The following is a 23,188-nucleotide window of genomic DNA, read 5'->3' as shown; positions in this document are numbered from 1 at the left end:
CCAACAGCTGTAACGGCCGACGGCGTCGCTCACCACGTGTGGTGGCGGCGCCGTCGTCTTTTCGCACCAAGCACCAGAACAACCAGGCCCTTACGCACGAAAGGGGACCGCATGTCCCGCGCCGAAAAAGTGACCTTCGCCGGTTCGACGGGCGAGATACTGTCAGGAATCGTCGACGTGCCTGAAGGGCCGGTCAAGGGCTGGGGAGTATTTTCGCACGGATTCACCCTTGGCAAGGACAGTCCGTCCGCGTCCCGGATGTGCAAGGCACTTGCTGACAGCGGAATCGGGATGTTGCGCTTCGACAACCTGGGCCTTGGCGGCTCCGCCGGGGAATGGTCGGCGGGTTCGTTTAGCCACAAAGTAGCGGACACTGTGAAGGCCGCAGAGTTCATGCGAAGCCAGGGAAGGGAGATCTCCCTGCTGGTGGGGCACTCGTTCGGCGGCGCAGCGGTGCTGGCAGCCGCACGGGACATTCCGGAGCTCGATGCCGTGGCCACCGTAGGTGCGCCCTTCTCCCCCAAGCACGTGGCCCACGTCTTTGACGCGGCGCTGGACAGGATCCTCAGCGAGGGCAGCGCCGAAGTGGACCTGGGCGGCAAGCGGGTGGAAATCCGCCGGCACTTCGTGGAGGACCTGGAGAACGCGGACCTGACGGACTGCATCCGGCAGCTGCACAAGCCGCTGATGGTGCTGCACTCCCCCACAGACAACACCGTGGGAATCGAGAATGCCAGCACCATCTTCCAGACGGCGCGCCATCCCCGGAACTTTGTGTCCCTTGAGGGAAGCGACCACCTGCTGACCGGCAAGGGCCAGGCTGCCCGCGCCGCCCGGATCATCGCCGCCTGGGCGGACCAGTACCTCGACGCAGGGCAGTAGCTGCTCCTCCCTATTTGCCGATGGCCGCTTTGCCTGACGCCCACGGATCCGGCCTGTGGCTTAGGTCTGGGGCGTCGCCCGCCGGGCACCAAGGATGGTTTTGCGCGGGGCTCCTCCTGACTCCAGGTCCGCCTCGCGGACCGCTGCCCAGCCAGCCGAGACAAGGTAGACCTGGCTGACCAGGTTGAACCAGATCAGCAGGCCGATGATGATGGCGAACGAGGCGAGGATCGGGTTGCGGCTGGCGCCGGCCAGCAACTCGGTGCTGAAGATTTGCAGGACGGTGGTGCCGACGGCAGCCAGGACGGTACCCTCCAGCAGCGCCTGTCTGGACAGCTTCAGCCCGGCCGCAAGGCGGTACATGATCAGCGCCGTGACCCAGTTCAGGACCAGCGGCACGACGATTTTGACGGAGGTGGTCAGGGGCCCGGCTACGGCATCGCTGAGATGCAGGAATCCCACCACCCAGCCCGCGAGGGTGCCGAAGACAAGGGAAGCGCCCGCGCTGATCACCAGGGCCAGGCCCAGGAGCAGGAGCGTTCCGGCGTCGCGCAGTTTCAGCAGGATGGGGTTGGCCACGAGCGGTGGAAGTTGCAGGACCCCGCGGAGGCCGTCCCTCATCCCGTTAATCCAGCCCAGCGAGGTGATGATGGTGACCACAGCGGCAATCACCGCCGTCCAGCCGAGGCTGCCCGGGTTCAGGAGGTCTTTCGGGTCCACCAGCCCGTCCCCGTTCCCGACCTTGAGGAGGCCGGGGGCGCTGTGGGCCACCGTGGCAACGATCGTGTCAAGGAGGGCCGGCTGTCCGCTGAGGACAAGCCCGGCAATCGAAAAACCTGTTGTTAGAAGCCCGGTGATGGAGAAGAACATCCGGAAGCCGATGCCGGCGCTCAACAGGGGCCCGTGCTGCAGGTTGTAGTGCTGGAACGCCCGCATTGGGCGGAACGTGTTGAGTTTTGCCAGCAGCCATTGAATCAATGCCATACCGCCGGGCACCCCGCCGCCACCGGCTCTCCTGGTCTTTCCCCATTCCATGCGCTTCTGGATGACGGCCAGCTTCAGCTGGGCGTGCTCGGTTGGCAGCGGTTGCCGGTCAGCGGCCTTCGTTTGTGGCGTCCGCGGCAGCGTCCGTGCAGCTGGTGCCGGCGTGGTTGTCAGTTTCGGTCCCAAAGTCCAGCTCTTCCCGTAGCTGCCAGATGCCGTCGGCATCATGCTCATAGAGTCCCATGCTAACCACGGGGAAGGTGGCCTTGTAGTTCTTCAGCACCGTTTCGGCCTCATCCAGGCTTTCCGGTGCCACATCATGGGCGATGGTGACGTGAGGATGGTAGGCAAAGCGCAGATCGCGCTCCAGCGGGCCCCGCTGGAGCTTGTTGTGGAGGTCTACGCAATCCTGGAAGCCGTCTTCGACGTTGATGAAGACCACGGGCGACACCGGCCGGAATGTCCCGGTCCCGGCGATGGTCACCATGAAGGGGCTCTGGCAGCGGGCAACCTCGCGGACGTGCTGCCGGGTGGCTTCCCAGTCGCTGGTGGGAGTGGTGGTGACCAACGTAATGTGCGCCGGCACCACCTCAGCGAGGGGGTCGCCGAAGGACGCCCGCCAGCGCTGCAACTCCTCGGCTATCTCGGCAGGAAAGCCCAGAATGACGCCCACACTGATCTCATCGCTGCGGTCAACGTCCTGCTTCCCCGCCGCATCCCTGCCGGCCTGTTCTCCGAAGCGAGCCGCAAGGGTCCGCTCAGCCTGGGCGGCCGGGCGGGCACCTCCCCTGGCGGTGGCGTTTCCCGACGACATGGCGCTAGCGGACCCCTGCGAGGCTGTGGGAGGGCAGGAAACCCATGCGCTCATACACCTGGCCGAGGGTTACGGAAGCGATCTCGCGCGCCCGTTCTGCGCCCAGGGCCAGCAGCCGGTCAAGCTCAGCGGGGTCGCCCATGAGTTCGTTGGTCCGGTTCCGGAGCGGCGTGATGAAGTCCACCACGATCTCGGCCAGGTCCACCTTGAGGTGGCCGTACATCTTGCCCTGGTACTCGGCTTCGAGCTCCGCCACCGCTTTGCCCGTAAGGGATGAGTAGATGGTCAGCAGGTTGGACACCCCGGGCTTTTCCTCGGGGTCGAAACGGATATCGGTCCCGGCGTCAGTCACCGCTGACTTGATGCGCTTGGCCGCGATCTTCGGATCCTCCAGCAGCTGGATGGCACCGTTGGGCGACTCACCCGTTTTGGACATCTTGGCGCTGGGGTTCTGGAGGTCGTAGATCTTGGCGCTTTCCTTGACGATCGTGGCCTCGGGAACAGTGAACGTGTGGCCAAACCGGGTGTTGAACCGCTGCGCCAGGTTCCGGGTCAGCTCCAGGTGCTGCCGCTGGTCCTCGCCCACCGGGACAAGGTCGCTCTGGTAGAGGAGGATGTCCGCGGCCATCAGCGTGGGGTACGCGAAGAGGCCCAGCGTGGCGGAGTCGGCGCCGGACTTCTGCGTCTTGTCCTTGAACTGGGTCATCCGTGAGGCCTCACCGAAGCCGGTGATGCAGTTCAGCACCCAGGCGAGCTGGGCATGCTCGGGGACGTGGGACTGGACGAAGAAGATGCTCTTGTCGGGGTCGATCCCGGCGGCTATGTACTGGGCCGCCACGATGCGGGTCCGCTTGGCCAGCTCTGCGGGGTCAAAGTCGACGGTGATGGCGTGCAGGTCCGGGATGAAGAATACGGCGTCGTACTCGGCCTGCATGTCCACCCAGTTGCGCACTGCTCCGATGTAATTGCCCAGGTGCAGGGAATCGGCGGTGGGCTTTGCGCCGGAGAGGATGCGCTTCTTGGCGGTGGGGGAAGTCTGGGTGGTCATGGAAAAAACTTTCGGGGCTTAGAGCTGGTAGTCCACTACCAGCGGGGCGTGATCGGAGAAGCGGGTATCCCAGGTAGCTGCACGGTCAACAACTGCCGAGACGGCGGAAGCGGCGAGTTCGGGGGTGGCCAGGTGGTAGTCAATGCGCCAGCCCGTGTCGTTGTCGAATGCCTTGCCGCGCCAGGACCACCATGTGTACGGCCCGTCAACGTCCCCTGACAGGTTCCGGTGCACGTCGTGCCAGCCGATGTCCTCTCCGAAGAACCGGTCAAAGTAGGCGCGTTCCTCCGGCAGGTGCCCCGCCTTCTTGAGGTTGCCCTTTGAGTTCCTGATGTCCCGGGGTGTGTGGGCAACGTTAAGGTCCCCCACTACCAGGGCGTGGTCGCTGTGCTTGGTCAGCTCCGGAAGCCTAGTGGTCATGACGTCAAGGAACCGGAACTTGTCGTCCTGTTTGGGTGTTCCCACTTCACCGGAGTGCACGTAGGCGCTGGCCACGGTGAGCTGGACGGGGTTCCCGGCGGCGTCGGGGACGCGGAAATCCGCTTCGACCCAGCGCCCGGCGGTGGCGAAGTAGTCATCACCGATGCCGTTCCGGGTGTCGAGGGGTTCCTGGCGCGACGCAATGGCGACACCGGCCCTGCCCTTTGCTTCGGCCTCGGCGTGCAGGATGTGCCAGTCATCCCCCAACAGCTGCCGGACGACGGCATCGGGCGCGCGGACTTCCTGCAGGCAGAGGATGTCCACTTCGCGCGGCTCCAGCCATGCCGCCATCCCGTTTTTGTAGGCAGCCCGGAGGCCGTTTACGTTAACGGATGCGATGCGAAGGTGGTCCTTCTTCAATGCCGAGCTCACCCGCTCCACTCTAGTCGATGATGGTTCCGGTCACCGGCTCTCCGCTTCCGCCCGACGACTTGATCATGTCCCGGGCGTTGGTAGCCGTGATCTCGATGGTTTCGAGTGCGCGGTTGATGGTGTCCTGGTTGGCGGCGGCGCCCTTGGCGCGTTCCTCCTCCACCACGCGGACCTGGACCTGGACGATCTTGAAGGAATGGTCCAGCTTCAGGTCGCGCACCTCATCAGCCTGTGAGCGTTCGTGAAGGACCCGGGTGCCGCCGTGGTCGGCAGAAGCGTGCGACGGCGCGCGGCCGGCCGCCGTGTTGAAGGCATCGTGGGCTTCGGAAAGCTTGGCCCCGGCCTTCCGTGCAGCCTTCTGGATGCTGAAGACCACGAAGAGCGCCAGTGCAAGCCAAAAGGCGGCGATGACGGCAACAACCCAGCCAACGACGTCGTTCTGGTTCGCGGCGAAGATCACGGCCACCACAAACGCCGTCACCAGGACCATCAGGCCAGGCCCGCTGATCCGGAACATCGAGAAACCGCCCCTGGCGGGTTTGGAGGATGACGTGGAGCTGCCCAAAGTTCGCATGCAGCCATTGTCTCAAACGGCGGGCTGTGCTTCCGCCTCCTTCCACCCCCGGCGAACGGCCCGGAGGCCGGCTGTCACTTCTGCCGCCGTTCTCCGCTGCGCAGAACCTCCAGCCGTTGCCGGAATTCCGTCTCGTCGACCTCACCGCGGGCATAGCGCTCGCGCAGCACGCCTTCGGCCCCCTGGCCGGCCGCCCAGTGCTGGTTCCTGCGCCAGGTCCGGCGGGCCACGAAGATGAGCAGCACTATGACCAGGATCCAGAACAGCGGAATCAGCAGGAACCACGGTGAAAAGGCGCCGTGCCACGGTCCGTAGACGACCGTGTCGGCCGGCAGCTGCGACGCGGCGGACAACGCTGCAGCGGATATTGCGGTGGTAGCGGAAGCGAACATTTCATTTCTCCAGACTCTTTCAACCGGCCGCGGTTCGGCCTGGTATCGAGTCTTGTTCGCGGAGCCTTCGGACGCGTCCGGCGGCGGGAGTCACCTGGAAGGGAGCCCGTACTCCCCAGGGAGTCCGGCGGGTGCACCAGCTACCGGCTTCAGCCTGCCCAGCCCGGCCGGACCAGGCCGGATTCGTAGGCAAGCACCACCAGCTGGGCCCGGTCCCGGACCATCAGCTTTGCCATGATCCGGGAGACGTGTGTTTTGGCCGTGAGGGGTGTGATGAACAGCCGCTCAGCGATTTCGGCATTGTTCAACCCCTCCCCCACAAGCTGGAGGACTTCCCGCTCCCGGTCCGTGATGCGGTCCAGCGCCACGGGCCGTTCGGCGGCACGGGAGTGCCGTGCCAGCTGGGCCATGATCCGACGGGTCACCGAAGGCGAAAGGAGCGCGTCGCCGTCGTGCACAATGCGGACTGCGCGCAAAAGCTCGGCGGGCTCGGTGTCCTTGACCAGGAAGCCGGCGGCGCCCGCCCGCACAGCCTCCGCAATGTATTCGTCCAGCTCGAAAGTGGTGAGCATTACCACCCGGGTACCGGACAGCGCAGGATCGGAAAGGATCTGCCTCGTGGCGTCAAGGCCATCGCCATCCGGCATGCGGATATCCATCAGGACCACCTGCGGACGGTACTGGCGGGCCAGGCGCACAGCCTCACGCCCGCTCCCGCATTCAGCCACGACCTTCATGTCCGGCTCCGCATCCAACAAGGCCCGGAAGCCTGCCCGGATGAGGTTCTGGTCGTCTGCCAGCAGGATGCTGATCACTGGGGATCCACCCTTGGACGGTCTGGCAGCGGTAGGACCGCGCGGACCCGCCAGCCGGTACCGGAGGGCGGGGGTCCCAGTTCAAGCCGGCCGGCGAGGCCCGCCACCCGCTCCCGCATGCCGGTGATGCCGTTGCCTTCGGGCGCTGTGGCCGCCCCGGCGCCGTCGTCGTCGATGGTCACTACCAGTTCTGCTCCTGCCGCATCGATGGAAACGTCGGCCGTGTGGGCCCCGGAGTGCCGGACGGCATTGGTCAGTGCCTCCTGGATGATCCGGTACGCCGCTTCCTGCACTGTAGCGGGAACCGAGACCGCAGCCGGATCGGCCTGCAGCCTGACGTTCAGCCCGGCGCGCCGCGCGTTTTCCACGATCTCCGCTACTTGGCCCAGGCTGGGCCGGCGGGTGGGGCTCAAGGGAGCATCCTCCCGGAGCACGCCGAGCAACTGCCGGACTTCAGCCAGGGATTCTTTGCTCGCTGCCTTGATGGTCTCCAGGGCAGGCCTGAACTGGGTGGGGTCCCTCTCGCCCAGGTGCAGCGCCACCGAGGCCCGCACGTTGATCAGGGACAGCGAATGGGCCACCACGTCGTGGATGTCCCGCGCCAAGGCGAGCCGGTACTCGTCGCGGGCAGCCTGCTCGGCGGCGGCCTGCTGGCGGTACCGTTCGGCAACGCGTTCGCCCCGAAGCCGCACCCCTTCTCCGATCAGGACCAGGACGGCCAGCCATGAGGACCCGGCAAATGCCCGGATGAACGTCGCTTCGTCGCCGCTGCGTGCGGCGCCGAGAAACAACACCAGTGTTCCCAGTGCCGCCACGGACCAGGCAACCGTCCGTTTTCCGGCCGCGGCGGTGAGGATCAACGCCATGGCGAGGGACAGAACCACAGGGCCCCATGCGTAGCCCAGGGCAAGGTAGGCTGCGGTCGCGCCGGCAGCAACGGGCAGCATCACCAGGGGCGCGCGCCGGCGGAAAGCCAGGGCGGCCGGGCCCAGCAGCAGCAATACCAGTGCCACGGCATCGAGGGGCGGATGGCCTGGCTGCCGCGAGGATGCGAACGCCGACCCGGCGACTTGGATCACGGCGACCACCACGACGATGACGGCGGTGGGCGGTCCCCGGAAACGGCGCTGCATGCTCCGAGCCTATGCCCGCCGGCGTTGAAAGTCGCCGGATCGCCGGCGTAGTGCCCATACTCCCCGGGGAGTACGGGGCGCGCCCACGTTGCGGCCCGTTTTAAGACGCCGACGGCGGCACCGCGCTCCCAAGCGGAAGGTGCGGTGCCGCCGTCGTACTTTTCGTGCCCGTGCCCGCTGTCCAGGTTCCCATGCAGGGGCTCTGCGCGGTGGCGGGCTATGCGTCCACGCCGGCCGCGCGTTCGGCAGCCTCCACCACGTTGGTCATGAGCAGCGCGACAGTCATGGGTCCCACACCGCCGGGGTTCGGTGAGATCCAGCCCGCCACCTCCGCGGCTGCCGGATCGATGTCGCCGTAGACCTTGCTCTTGCCCGTCTCCGGGTCGCTCTCGCGGGTGACCCCAACATCCAGCAGGGCCGCGCCGGGCTTCACGTCGCCGGCCTTGACGATGTGCTTCACGCCCGCCGCGCCCACGATGACGTCCGCCTGGCGGAGCAGCTCCGACAGGTTGGTGGTGCCCGTGTGGGTCAGGGTCACGGTGGCGTTGACGTCCCGCCGCGTCAGCAGCAGGCCGATCGAGCGGCCGATTGTGACACCGCGGCCCACCACCACAACGTGCTTGCCGGCCAGGCTGTACCCGTTGCGTTCGAGGAGCTCGATAACCCCGCGGGGAGTGCACGGCAGCGGCGTGGTGATCTTGTTGTTGACATTCAGCACCAGCCGGCCGAGGTTGGTCGGGTGCAGGCCGTCGGCGTCCTTGGCGGGATCGATCCGCTCCAGGATTGCGTCGGTGTCAAGGTGCTTGGGCAGCGGCAGCTGCACAATGTAGCCGTGGCAGGCGGGGTCCGCATTGAGTTCGTCAATGAGGGCCTCCACCTGTTCCTGGGTGGCGTCGGCCGGCAGCTCGCGCTGGATGGAATTCATCCCGATCTGCACGGACTGCTTGTGCTTCATCGAGACGTACAACTGCGAGGCGGGGTCGGCGCCCACCAGCACAGTGGCGATGCCGGGAGTGACGCCCTTGGCCTTGAGTGCGGCCACGCGTTCGGTCAGCTCGGCCTTGATGGCGGCGGCGGTGGCCTTGCCGTCAAGGATCTGTGCGGTTGTGGTTTCAGTCATTGGTTACCACTGCTCGTGCTGCGGGTAGAGCGGGAAGTCGGCTGCCAGCTTGTCCACGCGTGCCTGCAGGGCCTCGACGTCGGCGCTGTTGCCGGCCTTGAGCGCGGTGGCGATGATCTCTGCCACCTCGGTGAATTCGGCGGCACCGAAGCCGCGGGTGGCAAGCGCCGGGGTGCCGATGCGCAGCCCGGAGGTGACCATCGGCGGGCGGGGGTCGAACGGCACCGCGTTGCGGTTGACGGTGATGCCCACGGAGTGCAGGAGGTCTTCGGCCTGCTGGCCGTCCAGCTGCGAGTTCCGCAGGTCGACCAGGACCAGGTGCACGTCGGTGCCGCCGGTGAGGACCGAGACTCCGGCCTCGGCGACGTCTGCCTGGTTCAGGCGGTCGGCGATGATCCTGGCGCCTTCCAGGACGCGCTCCTGGCGCTCCTTGAATTCCTGGGTGCCGGCGATCTTGAAGGCCACGGCCTTGGCAGCGATGACGTGCATCAGCGGCCCGCCCTGCTGGCCCGGGAAGACGTTGGAGTTCAGCTTCTTGGCCCACTGTTCCTTGGCTAGGATCACACCCGAGCGGGGTCCGGCCAGGGTCTTGTGCACGGTGGAGGTGACGACATCGGAGTACGGCACCGGGCTCGGGTGCAGGCCAGCTGCAACCAGGCCGGCGAAGTGCGCCATGTCCGTCCAGAGCAGCGCGCCCACTTCATCGGCGATGGAGCGGAAGGCGGCGAAGTCAAGGTGGCGCGGGTAGGCGGACCAGCCGGCGATGATCACCTGGGGCTTTTCCTTAATGGCCTGCTCGCGGAGCTTGTCCATGTCCACCCGGAAGGTGTCCTCTTCCACCTGGTAGGCAGACACTTCGTAGAGCTTGCCGGAGAAGTTCAGCTTCATGCCGTGGGTCAAGTGCCCGCCGTGCGCCAGGGACAGGCCCAGGATCTTGTCGCCGGGGGTGATCATGGCGGAGAGCGCGGCGGCGTTGGCCTGGGCACCGGAGTGCGGCTGGACGTTGGCGTACTCGGCACCGAAGAGTGCCTTGACCCGGTCGATGGCCAGCTGCTCTGCAACGTCGACGTATTCGCAGCCGCCGTAGTAGCGGCGGCCCGGGTAGCCCTCGGCGTACTTGTTGGTCAGGACGGAGCCCTGGGCCTCCATGACGGCGCGGGGGGCGAAGTTCTCGGACGCAATCATTTCCAGGGTGCCGCGCTGGCGGCCAAGCTCCTGCTCAAGGACTGCGGCGATTTCGGGGTCGAGTTCAGCCAGCGGCTGGTTGCTGACTTCGGTGGTTGAGGTGGCTGTAGTAGTCACGGAGAACTCCTGGCTAGGGATACGGGCACTGCTTAGGTCAGGCTACCGGCCGGCACGCTTTCGCACCGCGTTGATGACAGGGCGCGAAAACACGGCAAGGCGCTGCTGTGCTGACGCGGGCGCAGCCCCATTTCCGGCAAAACATGACCCTCGGCCCAGGCGTACGATCCGTGGTCTTCGTGATTGCCGCTCCCTGGTGGTTCGCCACCCAACGCCAGTTGCGACCCTTCCAGCCTATCAAAACCGCGGGCCCCGCGCGGGTAGGCTATTACGCGTGAATGAACAGCTGCTGAACCAAGCGTACGTCGTAACCCTCTCCTGCCCCGACCGCCCCGGCATTGTCCACGCCGTGGCGGGAGCCCTGCTGGTGGCGGGATGCAACATCACGGATTCGCAGCAGTACGGCAGCCCGGCAACCGGCAACTTCTTCATGCGCGTCGAGGTGACCACGGCAGCGGCGAAGTCCGAGCTTCGGGCCGCCCTGGAGCCCGTGGCGGAGGCCTTCTCCATGCAGTGGAACCTTAATACTGTCGGCGACAAGGTCCGCACCCTGGTGATGGCCAGCACCTCGGCGCACTGCCTCAACGACCTGTTGTTCCAGCAGCGCTCCGGCACCCTGCCGATCGAGATCCCAGCCATCGTGTCCAACCACCAGGACCTGGCCGGGCTCGCGGAGTTCTACGGGATCCCGTTCCACTACATCCCCGTTACCAGGGACACCAAGGAGCAGGCGGAGGACAAGCTGCGGGCCATCATCGCCGAGCACGACATTGAACTGACCGTCCTGGCCCGCTACATGCAGATCCTTTCCGATGAACTCTGCACCGACCTGACCGGCAAAGCGATCAACATCCACCACTCGTTCCTGCCGTCCTTCAAGGGCGCCAAGCCGTACCACCAGGCGCACGCCCGGGGCGTGAAGCTGATCGGCGCCACGGCACACTACGTGACGGCTGCCCTGGATGAGGGCCCGATCATCGAACAGGAAGTCATCCGGGTGGACCACGCCCGCACCCCGGAGCAGTTCGTGCAGATGGGCCGTGACGTGGAAGGCCGCACCCTGGTCCAGGCCGTGCAGTGGCACGCAGAGCACCGGGTACTGCTGGACGGCAACCGGACGGTGGTCTTCAACTAAGTAGCAGCAGATGCCGTATTGGGCCCCAAAACGGCATCTACTGCTACTCAGTTGGGTGCAGGGGTGGCTTAGGGTGAACCCATGGCTCCTCTTTACCCTTTTGCCGGCGACTCCCCGGCCGTCCATGAAACAGCGTTCGTAGCACCTTCGGCGTCCATCATCGGCAAGGCCACCCTGGACCAGGACTCCAGCGCCTTCTACGGCGTCTCCGTCCGCGCCGACACCGCGGCCATCACCGTGGGCGCCGGAAGCAACCTGCAGGACAATGTGGTGCTGCACGCCGACCCCGGCTTCCCCTGCACGGTGGGCCAACGGGTCAGCGTGGGGCACGCCGCCGTCGTGCACGGCTGCACCGTGGAGGACGACTGCCTGATCGGCATGGGCGCCACCGTCCTCAACGGCGCGGTGATCGGCGCCGGCTCGCTGGTAGCGGCCGGCGCCGTGGTGCTCGAGGGAACTATCGTTCCGCCCCGCTCCCTGGTGGCGGGCGTGCCCGCCAAGGTGCGCCGTGAGCTCACCAATGAGGAGTTCGACGGCGTCCGCGCCAATGCTGCCCGGTACGTGGAGCTCGCGGCGAAACACCGCGAACTTCACGCCTGACGGATCCCGCCTGCCTTAGTCCAGGCTGATTGGGCCGAACTCGTCCAGGAGGTCGCCGGGGCCGGGGTTGCCGGCCGCGGATGAGCCGCCCAGGTGCTTCACCACGCCCCATACGGCGTTCAGGCCCGTGGTGACGGCGCCTTCGGCCCAGCCTGCGGTAAAGGAGACGTCGTCGCCGGCCAGGAAGATGCCGCGCTGGGACTCCGGGAGTTTGTCCTGCTTGAAGTGGGAGAAGAGCCGCTGCTGGTAGCGGTAGTGCCCGGGCAGGTTGGCCTTGAAGGCACCCATGAAGTTGGGGTCCGCCTCCCAGGACACCGTGATGGGCTGGCCCACGATGTGCCCGGCGATGTCCACTCCGGGATAGATCTGCTCGAGCGAGTGCAGCATCAGTTCCACGCGCTCGTCGGCGTCAAGGGCCAGCCATTTCAGCGCGTCGTCGTTCCAGGTGTAGGAGAGCAGGATGACGGCGGGCTGGTCCGGGCCGTTGTCCAGCAGGTAGGTGGCGCGGTTGAGCCGGTCGGTCAGGGTCATGGAAAGGACCTCGTTGCCCGTTTCCGGATCGATGTCCCTCCAGAAGGGCCGGTCCACCATGACGAAGGTCTTGGAGGACTGCATGTAGTGCGATTTCTCCATGGCGGTCCACAGCTCGGCGGGGAACAGCGCTTCTTCGGTGTGGATGCGGGTGGACAGCAGCCATGACTGGCAGGTGGTCACCACGGCCGGGTAGCTGGCCTCCCGGCCCCACCGTTCACGCACCCGCAGGTTTCCGTCCGGGTCCCGGCTGATCTTTCCGACCGCGCCGCGGGGCGAGCCGGAGTGCAGCGAGGCCAGGGAGGTGCCGGCGGGCCAGTGGACCAGGTCCGACGGCGCGTGCTGCCACAGTGCCTCGGGCAGCCGCTGCGCTCCGCCGCGGATGAGCCGGTGCTGGTCGTCCGCGTCGGTGTAGACCACGCGGAGGATTTCCAGGATGGAGTTGGGGAAGTCGGTGTCCCAGCCGCCGGTGCCGAACCCCACCTGGCCGAAGGCCTCCCGGTGGGCGAACCCTGCCTTCCTAAAGGAGTCGCTGCCGGCGATGAAGCCGTAGAACGTCTGCTCGTCCATGAGCGGCAGCAGTTCGTTCCAGAGGTCCTTGATGCGGGCCATGTCCCGGGAGCGGATGGCTTCCTGCATCTCCACGAACTTCGCACCGTCGTTGACCGCCGCCTTCCAGGCGTCGGCCACCTCGCGGAAGAACGGGGGAAGGTCGCTGGGCTTTTCCGCGTAGTGCTTCTTCCCGGCCAGCTCGATCACGGTGCTGGAGGTGGCTTCGGCCAGCGGGTTGGGGAAGTCCTGGGTCTCAAGCCCCAGCAGGTCTACGTAGTGGTAGAAGGCCTTGCCGGACACCGGGAAGCGCATGCCACCAAGGTCGGCCACCACGCCGGGCGCCGCGGGGAAGGCTGCGGTGCGGAGCCGGCCGCCGATCTGGTCGGCTTCGTAGACCACGGGCCGCAGTCCGAGCTTCATCAGTTCGTAGGCGGTCACCAGGCCGGAAAGCCCGGCACCGATAACGGCCACTTCCGTGCCGTACAGCTCCGGCGGAACAGTGCCCAGTCCGTCAGGGTGGGCCAGGTAGTGGTCGTAGCTGAACGGGAAGTCCGGGTTCAGCATGGTGATGGGCGCTGCGTGCGCACCGGCCTCCCGCCCGGACGTTTCGGCTGGCCTGGTGGAAGTGCTGGAGGGGTCGAAGGCAGGCAGTTCGGTGGCGATGGTCATGATATGTCGGCTTTCACAGGTTCCTGGCTCGGGGCCTTGGCGGTCAGTTCACGGTAGTCGGGCTCGCTCAGAGCCGCCACCTTCGAGTTCCGGCGTCCATAGCCGAAGTAGATGGCGATCCCCACGAGCATCCAGGCGCCAAACACAACCCAGGTATCGGCGCCGAGGTTCGCCATCAGGTAGGCGCACATCAGCGTCCCCAGTACGGGGGTGGCAGGGTACAGCGGGACGCGGAAGCTGCGCTTCAGGTCGGGGCGGTTGCGGCGCAGGTAGATGACGGCGACGTTGACCAGCGCGAAGGCGAAGAGGGTCCCGATGCTGGTGGCGTCGGCCAGGGCGCCGAGCGGGACCAGCCCTGCGGTCAGGGCGACGGCGGTGCCTACGATCAGGGTGCCGGCGGCCGGGGTGCCGGTGCGGTGTGAGACCCGGCTGAAGACCCCCGGCACCAGTCCGTCCCGGGACATCGACATGAGGATGCGGGTCTGCCCGTAAAGGACGGTGAGCACGATGCTGGCAATGGCGAGGACTGCGCCCACGGAGAAGACCAGCGCGATCCACGGCTGGTGCGTCGTCTCCTCGAGGATCTGGACCAGCGCGGCTTCGGTCCCGTCGAACCAGCCCCAGGGGCGGGCGCCGATCGCGGCTACGGCCACCAGGACGTAGATGCTGGTCACGATTACCATGGACAGCAGGATGGCGCGCGGCAGGTCGCGCTTGGGGTTCCGGGCTTCCTCGCCGGCGGTGGACGCGGCGTCGAACCCGATGTAGGAGAAGAACACCCGGGATGCGGCGGCGGATACGCCTGCAGCGCCCATGGGCATGAGCGGCTCGAAGTTTCCCGCGTTGAAGGCGGTAAAGGCCACGGCGCAGAAGAAGAGCAGGATGCCGATTTTGACGACGACGATGGCGGTGTTGATCCAGGCGCTTTCCCTGGCACCGCGGACCAGCAGGATGGTGGCGAGCACGACGATGGCCATCGCCGGAACGTTCACCAGGCCGCCGTCGCCGGGAGGCTGGGACATCGCGTCGGGCAGTACCTGCCCGAAGGCGGCGAGCGTCTCGTTGACGTACTGGCCCGCGCCCACCGCCACCGCGGCCACGGAGACGGCATATTCGAGGACGAGGCACCATCCGCAGATCCAGGCCATGCCCTCCCCCATGGTGGCGTAGGAATAGGAGTAGCTCGAGCCCGCGGCCGGAACCAGCCCTGCCATTTCGGCGTACGACACCGCGGACAGCAGCGCCGCCAGGCCGGCAATGACGAACGAAATCCAGATGGCCGGGCCGGCCAGCGGAACTGATTCGCCGAGGATCACCAGGATGCCCGTCCCAAGGGTGGCACCTACGCTGATCATGGTCAGGTGCAGGACACCGAAGCTGCGCACCAGGCGGGCTCCCCCACCGGCACCTTCGGCTTCGCTGACCATTTGTCCTATCGGCTTGCGCCGCAGCAGCTGGGCCCGGAGGCCGGGCCGTCCGACGCTTGGCGCAATGGGTTTTTCGGTGGTCACAGGCACAGTCACCGTTGACGTCCCTTCAGAGTAGTTGTCGGTTTCCCCTCATCAAGGGTGGCATGTGAGCCAACTCTCAACCCGGTGCAAAATGACTTATAGTGATCCACCATGAGACTTTATGCACAATCGCAGCGGATCCGGCAATCCGGCCTTTGCGGGCGCCGGGCGCACTCATGACCGTTGAGCCAGCGGAGTCGGGACGGCTGAGTTTCGTTACCCTCCAGCAGTTCCTTGACCAACTGCCGCCGGTGTTGAAGACCCTCCACGACGGCGGCAGCGGCGACCGGCTCCTGCGCTGGGTTGAGCCCAGCGAACTGGAAGACCCCACCCCCTATCTGCCGGAGGGCGAGTTCCTGCTCACTGCGGGCCTCCCATTCCTTGGCGACGGCGGTTCACCCGCCCACGTGGACGCGTATGTACGCCGGCTGGTCCAGGCCAAGGTGGCCGCCCTGGGCTTCGGAGTCCGGCCCTACTTCGATGCCGTTCCCGAAGTGGTTGTCGAGGCGTGCCGGCGCCACAACCTCACCTTGTTCGAGGTGCCGGAGTCCCTTCCGTTCGCGGCGATCGGACTGCAGTTCTCCCAGTTCCTGGAAACAGACAACGCCCGGGTCTTCCGGCAGTTGGCGGAGACCAACCGGCAACTCATGCGCGCCGTCCTCTCCCCCAAACCCGAGCACGAACTGCTGGCCGCACTGGTGCAGCGCGTGCCGGTCTGGGCGGTGATGGTGGGGGCGGACGGCCGCGTCCGGGCACGCGGCACCAGCGCCGGCGGCAGCACCGCCGTCGACCTGGCCTTGCTGGAGCCCATGCTGGAACGGCTGCTGTCCGGCAGCGGCCCCCGCGTGGAAATGGACGGCTTTGACCAGCCCGGTTCCGCGCTGGTGGTGGGCCACCCGCTGCGCAGTACCCGTGATGCCAACCTGGGCGCCCTGGTCCTGGGTTCCGACGTCCCGCTGACGCCTGCGCAGAACAACGTTGTCCAGTCCGCCGTCGGACTCCTGGAGCTGTTGGTGCGGCAGCGCACCAGCGGGTCGCTGGCCCCAAGCCAATTGGCCACCGCCGTGCTGCTGCACCCGGGGAGCCTCACCACCGGCGGCACCAAACACGTCAACGGGCTCAAGGACCTGCTGGCGCAGAGCCTGTCCTCCACCCGGTCGGCACCCATGCGGGTGGTGCAGGGCATCAAGGTTGAGGCGCCGGAATGGCCCGCAGGGGAAAGCCCCGTCAGGGAACTGCTGCAGTGGCGGCGCATGTTCGACACCAAGCTGGTGGAGATCACGGACTACGGCTTCGCGGCCCTGACCCGGCTCAGGGTGGACGACGCGCTGCTGGCAGACGTCGAAAAGCTTGGCTGGCGCCTGGTGGTGGGCGAACCGACCGAGTTGGCCAGCCTTCCCGCCGCCTACCGGCGCGCCACGTCCCTGCGCAGCCAGGTGCAGAGAAGCGGACAAAGCGTCCGGGCGGACGAGGTGTCGTGGTCCGTGACGGGCCTGTTGGGCCGTGAGGCCGGAACATTGCTGGCCGAACGGCTCCTGCAGCCGGTCCTGGAGCTCGAACCGGATCGGCGCGATCCCCTGCTGGCGGTCCTCAGGGGCTGGCTGGGCGAAAACGGCAGCTGGGACGGCTCGGCCAAGCGCCTGGGCCTGCACCGGAACAGTGTCCGCCGGCAGATCGGGGTCCTCGGCGAGCTCCTTCAGATGGACCTGAACCAGGCACAGGTGCGGGCTGAGCTGTGGATTGCGCTCCATTACGCCGACGGGCTGACCGGCAGCCCATCGGCGTAGCGGGGCCTATGCCTGGTTGTCGCCCACCCGGTCCGGTGTGCCCGGAAGGCCTGCCTCCCATTCCCGGTACAGGTCCGGCCGGCGCTCGCGCAGGTAAGGCACGTCGTTGCGTGCCCGCTGGACGCCGGCAGTGTCAACGTCGGCGAAAAGCAGGTCCGGGCCTGCCCCGCCCTGGGCGAGGAGGGCGCCGTCGGGTCCTGCCACTACGCTTCCGCCGCCGAAGGTGTATACGTCCTCGTGCCCGCAATGGTTGGCATAGGCCACATTCAGCTGGCTCTCCAGCGCCCGCGCTCGGACCAGCACCTGGGGTACGGCGTCGAAACCGACGGACAGGGCGGTGGGCACCAGGAGCAGTTCCGCGCCACGGGCCGCCGCCGCCCGGGCGGCCTCGGGGAACTCGATGTCGTAACAGATCAGCAGGGAGGTCCGGATGCCCTGGAAATCCACGACGGCGGGAGGTTGCGCGGCTGCGATGAAAGCCGCGCGTTCCTCGTCACCAAAGAGATGCACCTTGGCGTAGCTGAGCAGCTCGGCGCCGGAGGCATCCACCAGGCTGGCCGAAATATGCCACACTGGCGCGCGGTCGGCCCCTTGGCCGCCGCCGCTGTCCGCGCCGGCCACGGCCGGAAGGCTGTAGACGAGCGCAATGCCGTTCCGGCGGGCGATGCCGGCCAGCTGTTCGCGGATTCCGGGAAGACGGGCAGGGTCCAGTTCGGCCCGCAGCCTGGCCGGGGCGTACCCGACAGGAAACAGCTCGGGAGTGAGGAGTACGTGGGCGCCTTCCTGCGCAGCCCGCCGCGCGCCATCATCCAGGGTGCGGAGATTGGCCTCGACGTCCAGGACCACGGCGTTCGCCTGCAGGACGGACAGCAGCATCATTACCACCTTCTGTTTGCCGGTCCGCGTGGAACGGACGGCCCGGAGCGTTCTCACTGTCCAGCGTAGCCAGCAGCCCGGCGGCCCTTCGGGTCTTTTGGACCCGGCCGCGCTCCTGCCGGGTCGGAATGCACGGCTCGCCCGGATCTGCCCCCGTCCCTCCTCAGCAAATGTCCATCCATTCGCCTAATGCGTTAACTTCTTGACTACAACAGCCGCGATAGGGCAATCTTCTTAGCATGTCCCCAACCCCGCGCTCAACGAGGAGCAAACCCAAGAATCCCGGCTCCCAGTCCGCCCTCCGGCAACTGAACCAGCAGCGGATCATTGAGACCCTAATGGGGGGCCCGTCCACGCAGGCGGAGCTCGCCCGGCAGACGGGACTGTCCACCGCCACCGTCTCGAACATCGTCAAAATTATGCTCGATTCCGGGCTGGCGTCCACCGAACCCATCACCAGTTCGGGCAGGCGGGCACTGAACGTGCGGCTCAACAGCAACGGGGCCGTGGCGGTCGGGATCGACTTTGGCCGGCGGCACCTGCGGGTGGTCCTGGCCTCACTGAGCTACCACGTCATTGCGGAGGAGTCGGTGATGCTCCCCCTGGGCCACCAGGCGGACGACGGCATCCAGGCCGCCGTGGCCCTGCTGGAGAAACTGCTGCGTGAAAGCGGAGTGGAACGCTCCTCCGTGGTCGGGGCCGGCGTCGGCATTCCGGGCCCCATCGACCGGCGGACGGGGACGGTTGCCCAGGGCGCCATCCTCCCGGAGTGGGTGGGCATCAACATCCTTCAGCATCTTGAGGAAACCTTGAGAATCCCCGTGTTTGTTGATAACGATGCCAACCTGGGTGCGTGGTCGGAGGTGACCTGGGGGCAGCATTCGGGGGTCAGCAACCTGCTGTTCCTGAAGATCGGATCGGGCATCGGCGCGGGCTTGATCCTCAACGGCGCCCCCTACTACGGCAACGTTGGAATCACCGGCGAGATCGGGCACGCCACCATACACGAGCAGGGCCTGGTGTGCCGCTGCGGCAACCGGGGCTGCCTTGAAACCATAGCATCCACCACCACCATGATTGAGCTGCTCAGCCGGGGCGAGGACAGGCCGCTGACGCCCGCGGACATTGTCCGCAAGGCCCTGAACCGGGACTCCGCCACCCTCCGCGTGGTGGACGATGCGGGGCTTGCGGTGGGCCGGGCGCTCGGCAATGTAGCCAACCTGATCAACCCCGAAGTCATCGTGGTGGGCGGGCCCCTTGCTGGCTTGGGGAACATTCTGCTGGACCCGATCAGGAGGGGTTTGATCCGGCACGCAGTACCCGTCATCGGCGAGACCACCACCCTCGCCATGTCCTCGCTGGGAGACCGGGCGGAAGCCCTGGGCGCGGCGGCCCTGGTCTTCCAGCATGCAGGAATCCGCAAGTCCTAACCATTTCGTTATCCGGCAATTGCGTTAAAGACTTGACGACAACAGCTGTGATCCAGTTTACTTTTTCATCAGACGGTCCTGCGCTTTGCAGGACGGACAAAGAAGTCATGCATTGGAGGCGTAAGGGCTCATGACGTCCCAGACAACGCAAACGGATCCGATCATCCTGGAGATGCGTTCGATCACCAAGGAGTTTCCCGGGGTGAAAGCCCTGTCGGAAGTCAGTCTTCGGGTGAAGGCGGGCGAAATTCACGCCATCTGCGGCGAGAACGGCGCCGGCAAGTCCACCCTCATGAAGGTCCTGTCCGGCGTGTACCCCTACGGCAGCTACGACGGCGACATCGTCTACCAGGGGCAGGTCCAGCATTTCAAGGACATCCGCGCCAGCGAGCACGCCGGGATCGTGATCATTCACCAGGAACTCGCGCTGATTCCCGAACTGTCGATCATGGAGAATATCTTCCTGGGCAACGAGCCCACCAAACGCGGCATTATCGACTGGGCCGAGGCCCGCCTGCGGTCGCTGGACCTGCTGGCACGGGTTGGCCTCCGCGACGATCCCGACACCCCCATCAAGGAAATCGGCGTTGGCAAACAGCAGCTGGTGGAGATCGCCAAGGCGCTGAACAAGTCCGTGAAGATCCTGATTTTGGACGAGCCGACCGCGGCGCTCAACGAGTCCGATTCCCAGCACCTGCTGGATCTCATGCTGGGCCTGAAGGCTAAAGGCATTACCTCGATCATCATTTCGCACAAGCTCAACGAGATTGAGCAGATCGCTGATTCCATCACGATCATCCGCGACGGCAAGTCCATTGAGACCCTCGACGTGAAGGCCGACGGCGTGGACGAGGACCGGATCATCAAGGGCATGGTCGGGCGCACCCTCGAGTCCCGGTTCCCGGACCACACGCCCAAGATCGGCGAGGTGTTCTTCGAGGTCAAGGACTGGACCGTGGGCCACCCCGCCATCCAGGACCGGCTGGTCTGCAAAGGTTCCAATTTCTTTGTCCGCCGCGGCGAAATCGTAGGTTTCGCAGGCCTCATGGGCGCGGGCCGGACTGAGCTGGCCCGCTCTGTCTTCGGCCGCTCCTACGGCCGGTTCATCGACGGCCACATCTATAAGGACGGCAAGGAAGTAGTCCTCAAAAACGTCCGCCACGCCATCGACGCGGGGCTGGGCTACGTCACGGAGGACCGCAAGTCCCTGGGACTGAACCTGCTGGACGACATCAAGACCACCACGGTGGCCGCCAACCTGCGGAAGGTCAGCCACAACTACGTGGTGGACGCCAACCAGGAGTTCACCGTGGCCGAGGAATACCGCAAGTCCCTGCGCACTAAAACGCCTTCCGTGGAGGAAGGCGTTGCCAAGCTCTCGGGCGGCAACCAGCAAAAGGTGGTCCTGGCCAAGTGGATGTTCACCGATCCCGACCTCTTGATCCTGGATGAACCTACCCGCGGGATCGACGTCGGCGCCAAGTACGAGATTTACGGCATCATCCAACAGCTCGCCAACCAGGGCAAGGGAGTGATCGTCATTTCCTCGGAACTCCCGGAACTCCTGGGCCTGTCCGACCGCATCTACACCATCTTTGAAGGCGCCATCACCGGCGTCCTGACCAAAGACGAGGCCACGCAGGAAAGCTTGATGAAACTGATGACCTCCGCCACCCGTAAAGCCGCCTGACCCCCTGGACCTTCCAGAACCTTTCGGAAACAAGGACTGAAACCATGAATGCGCTCAAGAAGCTGTTTGGCGGCAACACCCGCCAATTCGGCATGATCTTTGCCCTGGTGGCGCTGATTATCTTCTTCCAGATTGCCACGGAGGGCCGGACGCTGACCTCCGGCAACGTGATCAACCTCTTCAACGGCAACTCCTATATCCTCATCCTGGCCATCGGCATGGTGCTGGTGATCATCGCCGGGCACATCGACCTTTCGGTCGGCTCGGTGGCAGCCTTCGTCGGCGTCACCGTCGCCCTCGCCATCCGCGACTGGCATCTTCCCTGGTACGCGGGCGTCCTTTTGGGCCTGCTTCTCGGCGCACTGATTGGCGCCTGGCAGGGCTGGTGGACCGCATACGTGGGCATCCCGGCCTTTATCGTCACGCTGGCCGGCATGCTTCTGTTCCGTGGCTTCAACCAGTTCGTGGGCAAGTCCAACACCATCCCGGTGCCGAATGACTTCCAGTACCTGGGTTCCGGCTACCTGCCGGAGTGGGGGCCGAACACGGGCTACAACAACCTCACCCTCCTGATCGGCCTCGCCGCGGCAGCGTTCGTCGTGGTCAGTGAGATCCGTTCGAGGGCCAGGGCCAAGGCACTTGGCGCCGAGGTCCCGGAAATGTGGGTCACGGTACTGAAGCTTGTCCTGGTCTGCGGTGCCATCCTCTACGCGACATACCTCTTTGCCACCGGCCGGCCCGGCACCTCCTTCCCGATCCCCGGCCTGATCCTTGCCATCCTGGTCCTGATCTACGGCTTCATTTCCTCCCGCACGATCATCGGCCGCCACGTATACGCTGTGGGCGGCAACCGCCACGCTGCCGAACTCTCCGGCGTCCAGTCCAAGAAGGTCAACTTCCTGGTCATGATGAACATGTCTATCCTGGCCGGCCTTGCAGGCATGATCTTCGTGGGCCGCTCCACCGCCTCGGGCCCGTTCGACGGCGTGGGCTGGGAACTTGATGCCATCGCAGCCGTGTTCATCGGCGGCGCTGCCGTCACCGGCGGCGTGGGCACGGTGATCGGGTCCATCATTGGTGGCCTGGTCATGGCAGTGCTCAACAACGGCCTGCAGCTCCTGGGCGTCGGCGCCGACCTCACCCAGATCATCAAGGGCCTGGTCCTGCTGATCGCGGTCGCCTTCGACGTCTACAACAAGTCGCAGGGCAAGCGCTCGATCATCGGCATGCTTACCCGCAACATGAACCGTCCCACTGGGGGTCCCAGCAACCCCATCCAGCCCGACGAGACCACCTCCACCAAGGAAGCGATCGCCAGGGAAGCCTGAAAGTTTGCAGCCTGAATACTGTTCCATCACACAAAGAAAGAGAACCAACAATGCGAATGTTTGGTAAAGCAGGAAAGGCCGCAGCGGTTGCTGCCATCGCAGCACTGGCGCTGACGGGCTGTGGCCGCTCGGACAACGGCACATCGGGCGGAGCCAGCGGAGGAGCCGAAGGGTTCCCCCAGAACTCGTCCATCGGCGTCGCCCTTCCGCAGAAGACCAGTGAAAACTGGGTCCTGGCCGAGAAGCTCTTCAACGACGGCCTCAACGGTGCCGGCTTCAAGGCAGACGTCCAGTTCGCCAATGGCGGTGTGTCGGAGCAGCAGAACCAGATCAGCGCTATGGTCACCAAGGGCGCCAAGGTCATCATCGTGGGGGCCATCGACGGCTCCCAGCTGGGCACCCAGCTCAAGCAGGCCAAGGACGCCGGCGCCACCGTCATCGCCTACGACCGGCTTCTGCTGAACACCGACAACGTGGACTACTACGTGGCCTACGACAACTTCAAGGTCGGTGTGCTCCAGGGCCAGGCCCTGCTGGACGGACTCAAGGCCAAGAAGCCGTCCGGCCCGTACAACATCGAACTGTTTGCCGGTTCCCCCGACGATGCCAACGCGAAGGTCTTCTTCAACGGCGCCATGAGCGTCCTAAAGCCCAAGATCGATGACGGCACCCTCAAGGTCGTATCGGGGCAGAGTACCTTCGAGCAGGCTGTGACCCAGGGCTGGAAGGCTGAAAACGCCCAGCGCCGCATGGACACGCTGCTCAGCGGCAACTACACCTCTGCGAACCTGGATGGCGTCCTGTCCCCCAACGACACCCTCGCCCGCGCGGTGCTGACCTCCGTCAAGGCCGCCGGCAAGCCGATTCCGGTCGTCACCGGCCAGGACTCAGAGGTTGAGTCGGTCAAGTCCATCCTCGCCGGTGAGCAGTACTCCACCATCAACAAGGACACCCGCAAGCTCGTTGAGCACGCGATCACCATGGTCAAGGACCTGCAGGCCGGCAAGAAGCCTGAGGTCAACGACGACAAGTCCTACAACAACGGCAACAAGGTTGTTCCTGCCTACCTGCTGGAACCGGTCATTGTGACCTCAGCCAATGTCAAGACGGCCTACACGGACGATCCCGTACTCGGCCCGATCACCAAGTAACACCTTTTGAAA

21 protein-coding genes and 1 riboswitch are annotated in these 23,188 nt (G+C 65.8%); of the genes, 8 read left to right on the top strand and 13 right to left on the bottom strand.

The window, feature by feature from the left end; genetic code table 11:
- Positions 1-111: 111 nt before the first annotated feature.
- A complete protein-coding gene (locus ACTJK0_RS04465) occupies positions 112-882 on the top strand; it encodes an alpha/beta fold hydrolase (RefSeq protein ID WP_110542765.1) in 771 nt (256 codons plus the stop codon).
- Between the two features lie 60 nt (positions 883-942).
- Here the strand turns inward: ACTJK0_RS04465 and ACTJK0_RS04460 are convergent, their stop codons facing one another.
- From ACTJK0_RS04460 to glyA, 10 genes are all read right to left on the bottom strand, one after another.
- Positions 943-1,917, bottom strand: coding sequence for a YihY/virulence factor BrkB family protein (locus ACTJK0_RS04460; protein ID WP_110542764.1), 975 nt, complete (start codon positions 1,915-1,917; stop codon positions 943-945).
- 58 nt (positions 1,918-1,975) lie between these two features.
- Positions 1,976-2,680: a 2'-5' RNA ligase family protein gene (locus ACTJK0_RS04455; protein ID WP_440744398.1), complete on the bottom strand. Its 705-nt coding sequence runs from the start codon at positions 2,678-2,680 to the stop codon at positions 1,976-1,978.
- A gap of 4 nt (positions 2,681-2,684) precedes the next feature.
- Positions 2,685-3,728 carry a tryptophan--tRNA ligase gene (gene trpS, locus ACTJK0_RS04450; RefSeq protein WP_440744397.1) on the bottom strand — a complete coding sequence of 348 codons (1,044 nt, stop codon included), beginning with the start codon at positions 3,726-3,728 and terminating at the stop codon, positions 2,685-2,687.
- A gap of 18 nt (positions 3,729-3,746) precedes the next feature.
- Entirely contained in the window at positions 3,747-4,580 is an 834-nt protein-coding gene (locus ACTJK0_RS04445) for an exodeoxyribonuclease III (protein ID WP_440744396.1), read from the bottom strand.
- 10 nt (positions 4,581-4,590) lie between these two features.
- Positions 4,591-5,154, bottom strand: coding sequence for a hypothetical protein (locus tag ACTJK0_RS04440; protein ID WP_440744395.1), 564 nt, complete (start codon positions 5,152-5,154; stop codon positions 4,591-4,593).
- Between the two features lie 74 nt (positions 5,155-5,228).
- On the bottom strand, positions 5,229-5,546 hold the full coding sequence (locus ACTJK0_RS04435; protein WP_110542760.1) for a hypothetical protein: 318 nt from the start codon (positions 5,544-5,546) through the stop codon (positions 5,229-5,231).
- Between the two features lie 149 nt (positions 5,547-5,695).
- Positions 5,696-6,361, bottom strand: a complete 666-nt coding sequence (locus ACTJK0_RS04430; RefSeq protein ID WP_110542759.1) for a response regulator transcription factor — start codon at positions 6,359-6,361, stop codon at positions 5,696-5,698.
- Positions 6,358-7,494 (bottom strand): sensor histidine kinase, encoded by a 1,137-nt coding sequence (locus tag ACTJK0_RS04425; protein WP_440744394.1) that lies wholly within the window; start codon positions 7,492-7,494, stop codon positions 6,358-6,360. The genes ACTJK0_RS04430 and ACTJK0_RS04425 overlap by 4 nt, the downstream gene beginning before the upstream one ends.
- Positions 7,495-7,711: 217 nt before the next feature.
- On the bottom strand, positions 7,712-8,614 hold the full coding sequence (locus ACTJK0_RS04420; RefSeq protein ID WP_110542757.1) for a bifunctional methylenetetrahydrofolate dehydrogenase/methenyltetrahydrofolate cyclohydrolase: 903 nt from the start codon (positions 8,612-8,614) through the stop codon (positions 7,712-7,714).
- A 3-nt stretch (positions 8,615-8,617) separates the two neighbouring features.
- Positions 8,618-9,916 (bottom strand): serine hydroxymethyltransferase, encoded by a 1,299-nt coding sequence (gene glyA / locus ACTJK0_RS04415; RefSeq protein WP_440744393.1) that lies wholly within the window; start codon positions 9,914-9,916, stop codon positions 8,618-8,620.
- 146 nt (positions 9,917-10,062) lie between these two features.
- Positions 10,063-10,148, bottom strand: a riboswitch (ZMP/ZTP riboswitch).
- A 42-nt stretch (positions 10,149-10,190) separates the two neighbouring features.
- Between glyA and purU the strand changes: the two genes are divergently transcribed.
- Entirely contained in the window at positions 10,191-11,051 is an 861-nt protein-coding gene (gene purU, locus ACTJK0_RS04410) for a formyltetrahydrofolate deformylase (protein WP_110542755.1), read from the top strand.
- Positions 11,052-11,132: 81 nt separating this feature from the next.
- Entirely contained in the window at positions 11,133-11,651 is a 519-nt protein-coding gene (locus tag ACTJK0_RS04405) for a gamma carbonic anhydrase family protein (protein WP_440744392.1), read from the top strand.
- Positions 11,652-11,666: 15 nt separating this feature from the next.
- Here ACTJK0_RS04405 and ACTJK0_RS04400 read toward each other — a convergent pair whose 3' ends face one another.
- Together ACTJK0_RS04400 and ACTJK0_RS04395 are read right to left on the bottom strand one after the other, a co-directional pair.
- Positions 11,667-13,403, bottom strand: coding sequence for a flavin monoamine oxidase family protein (locus ACTJK0_RS04400; protein ID WP_440744391.1), 1,737 nt, complete (start codon positions 13,401-13,403; stop codon positions 11,667-11,669).
- Positions 13,400-14,830, bottom strand: a complete 1,431-nt coding sequence (locus ACTJK0_RS04395; RefSeq protein ID WP_440744476.1) for an amino acid permease — start codon at positions 14,828-14,830, stop codon at positions 13,400-13,402. The genes ACTJK0_RS04400 and ACTJK0_RS04395 overlap by 4 nt, the downstream gene beginning before the upstream one ends.
- A 260-nt stretch (positions 14,831-15,090) precedes the next feature.
- On the opposite strand from ACTJK0_RS04395, the gene ACTJK0_RS04390 reads away from it, so the two are divergent.
- The gene (locus ACTJK0_RS04390; protein ID WP_440744390.1) at positions 15,091-16,701 is read left to right on the top strand and encodes a PucR family transcriptional regulator; all 1,611 of its coding nucleotides are present in this window, start codon (positions 15,091-15,093) and stop codon (positions 16,699-16,701) included.
- Positions 16,702-16,707: 6 nt separating this feature from the next.
- Here ACTJK0_RS04390 and ACTJK0_RS04385 read toward each other — a convergent pair whose 3' ends face one another.
- Entirely contained in the window at positions 16,708-17,577 is an 870-nt protein-coding gene (locus ACTJK0_RS04385) for a carbon-nitrogen hydrolase family protein (RefSeq protein ID WP_440744389.1), read from the bottom strand.
- A 239-nt stretch (positions 17,578-17,816) separates the two neighbouring features.
- Between ACTJK0_RS04385 and ACTJK0_RS04380 the strand changes: the two genes are divergently transcribed.
- From ACTJK0_RS04380 to ACTJK0_RS04365, 4 genes are all read left to right on the top strand, one after another.
- Positions 17,817-19,007: an ROK family transcriptional regulator gene (locus ACTJK0_RS04380; protein ID WP_110542750.1), complete on the top strand. Its 1,191-nt coding sequence runs from the start codon at positions 17,817-17,819 to the stop codon at positions 19,005-19,007.
- A gap of 130 nt (positions 19,008-19,137) precedes the next feature.
- Complete coding sequence (mmsA, locus tag ACTJK0_RS04375; protein WP_440744388.1) at positions 19,138-20,697, top strand: multiple monosaccharide ABC transporter ATP-binding protein; 1,560 nt, start codon at positions 19,138-19,140, stop codon at positions 20,695-20,697.
- Positions 20,698-20,741: 44 nt separating this feature from the next.
- Positions 20,742-22,025 (top strand): multiple monosaccharide ABC transporter permease, encoded by a 1,284-nt coding sequence (gene mmsB / locus ACTJK0_RS04370; RefSeq protein WP_110542748.1) that lies wholly within the window; start codon positions 20,742-20,744, stop codon positions 22,023-22,025.
- A 50-nt stretch (positions 22,026-22,075) separates the two neighbouring features.
- Entirely contained in the window at positions 22,076-23,176 is a 1,101-nt protein-coding gene (locus ACTJK0_RS04365; protein ID WP_110542747.1) for a substrate-binding domain-containing protein, read from the top strand.
- Positions 23,177-23,188: the final 12 nt, after the last annotated feature.

The organism is Paenarthrobacter sp. 22069 (assembly GCF_052046035.1).
Taxonomy (GTDB): Bacteria; Actinomycetota; Actinomycetes; order Actinomycetales; family Micrococcaceae; genus Arthrobacter.
Note: the sequence above shows the minus strand (reverse complement) of the source record. Positions and strands in the feature narration are given on the sequence as shown.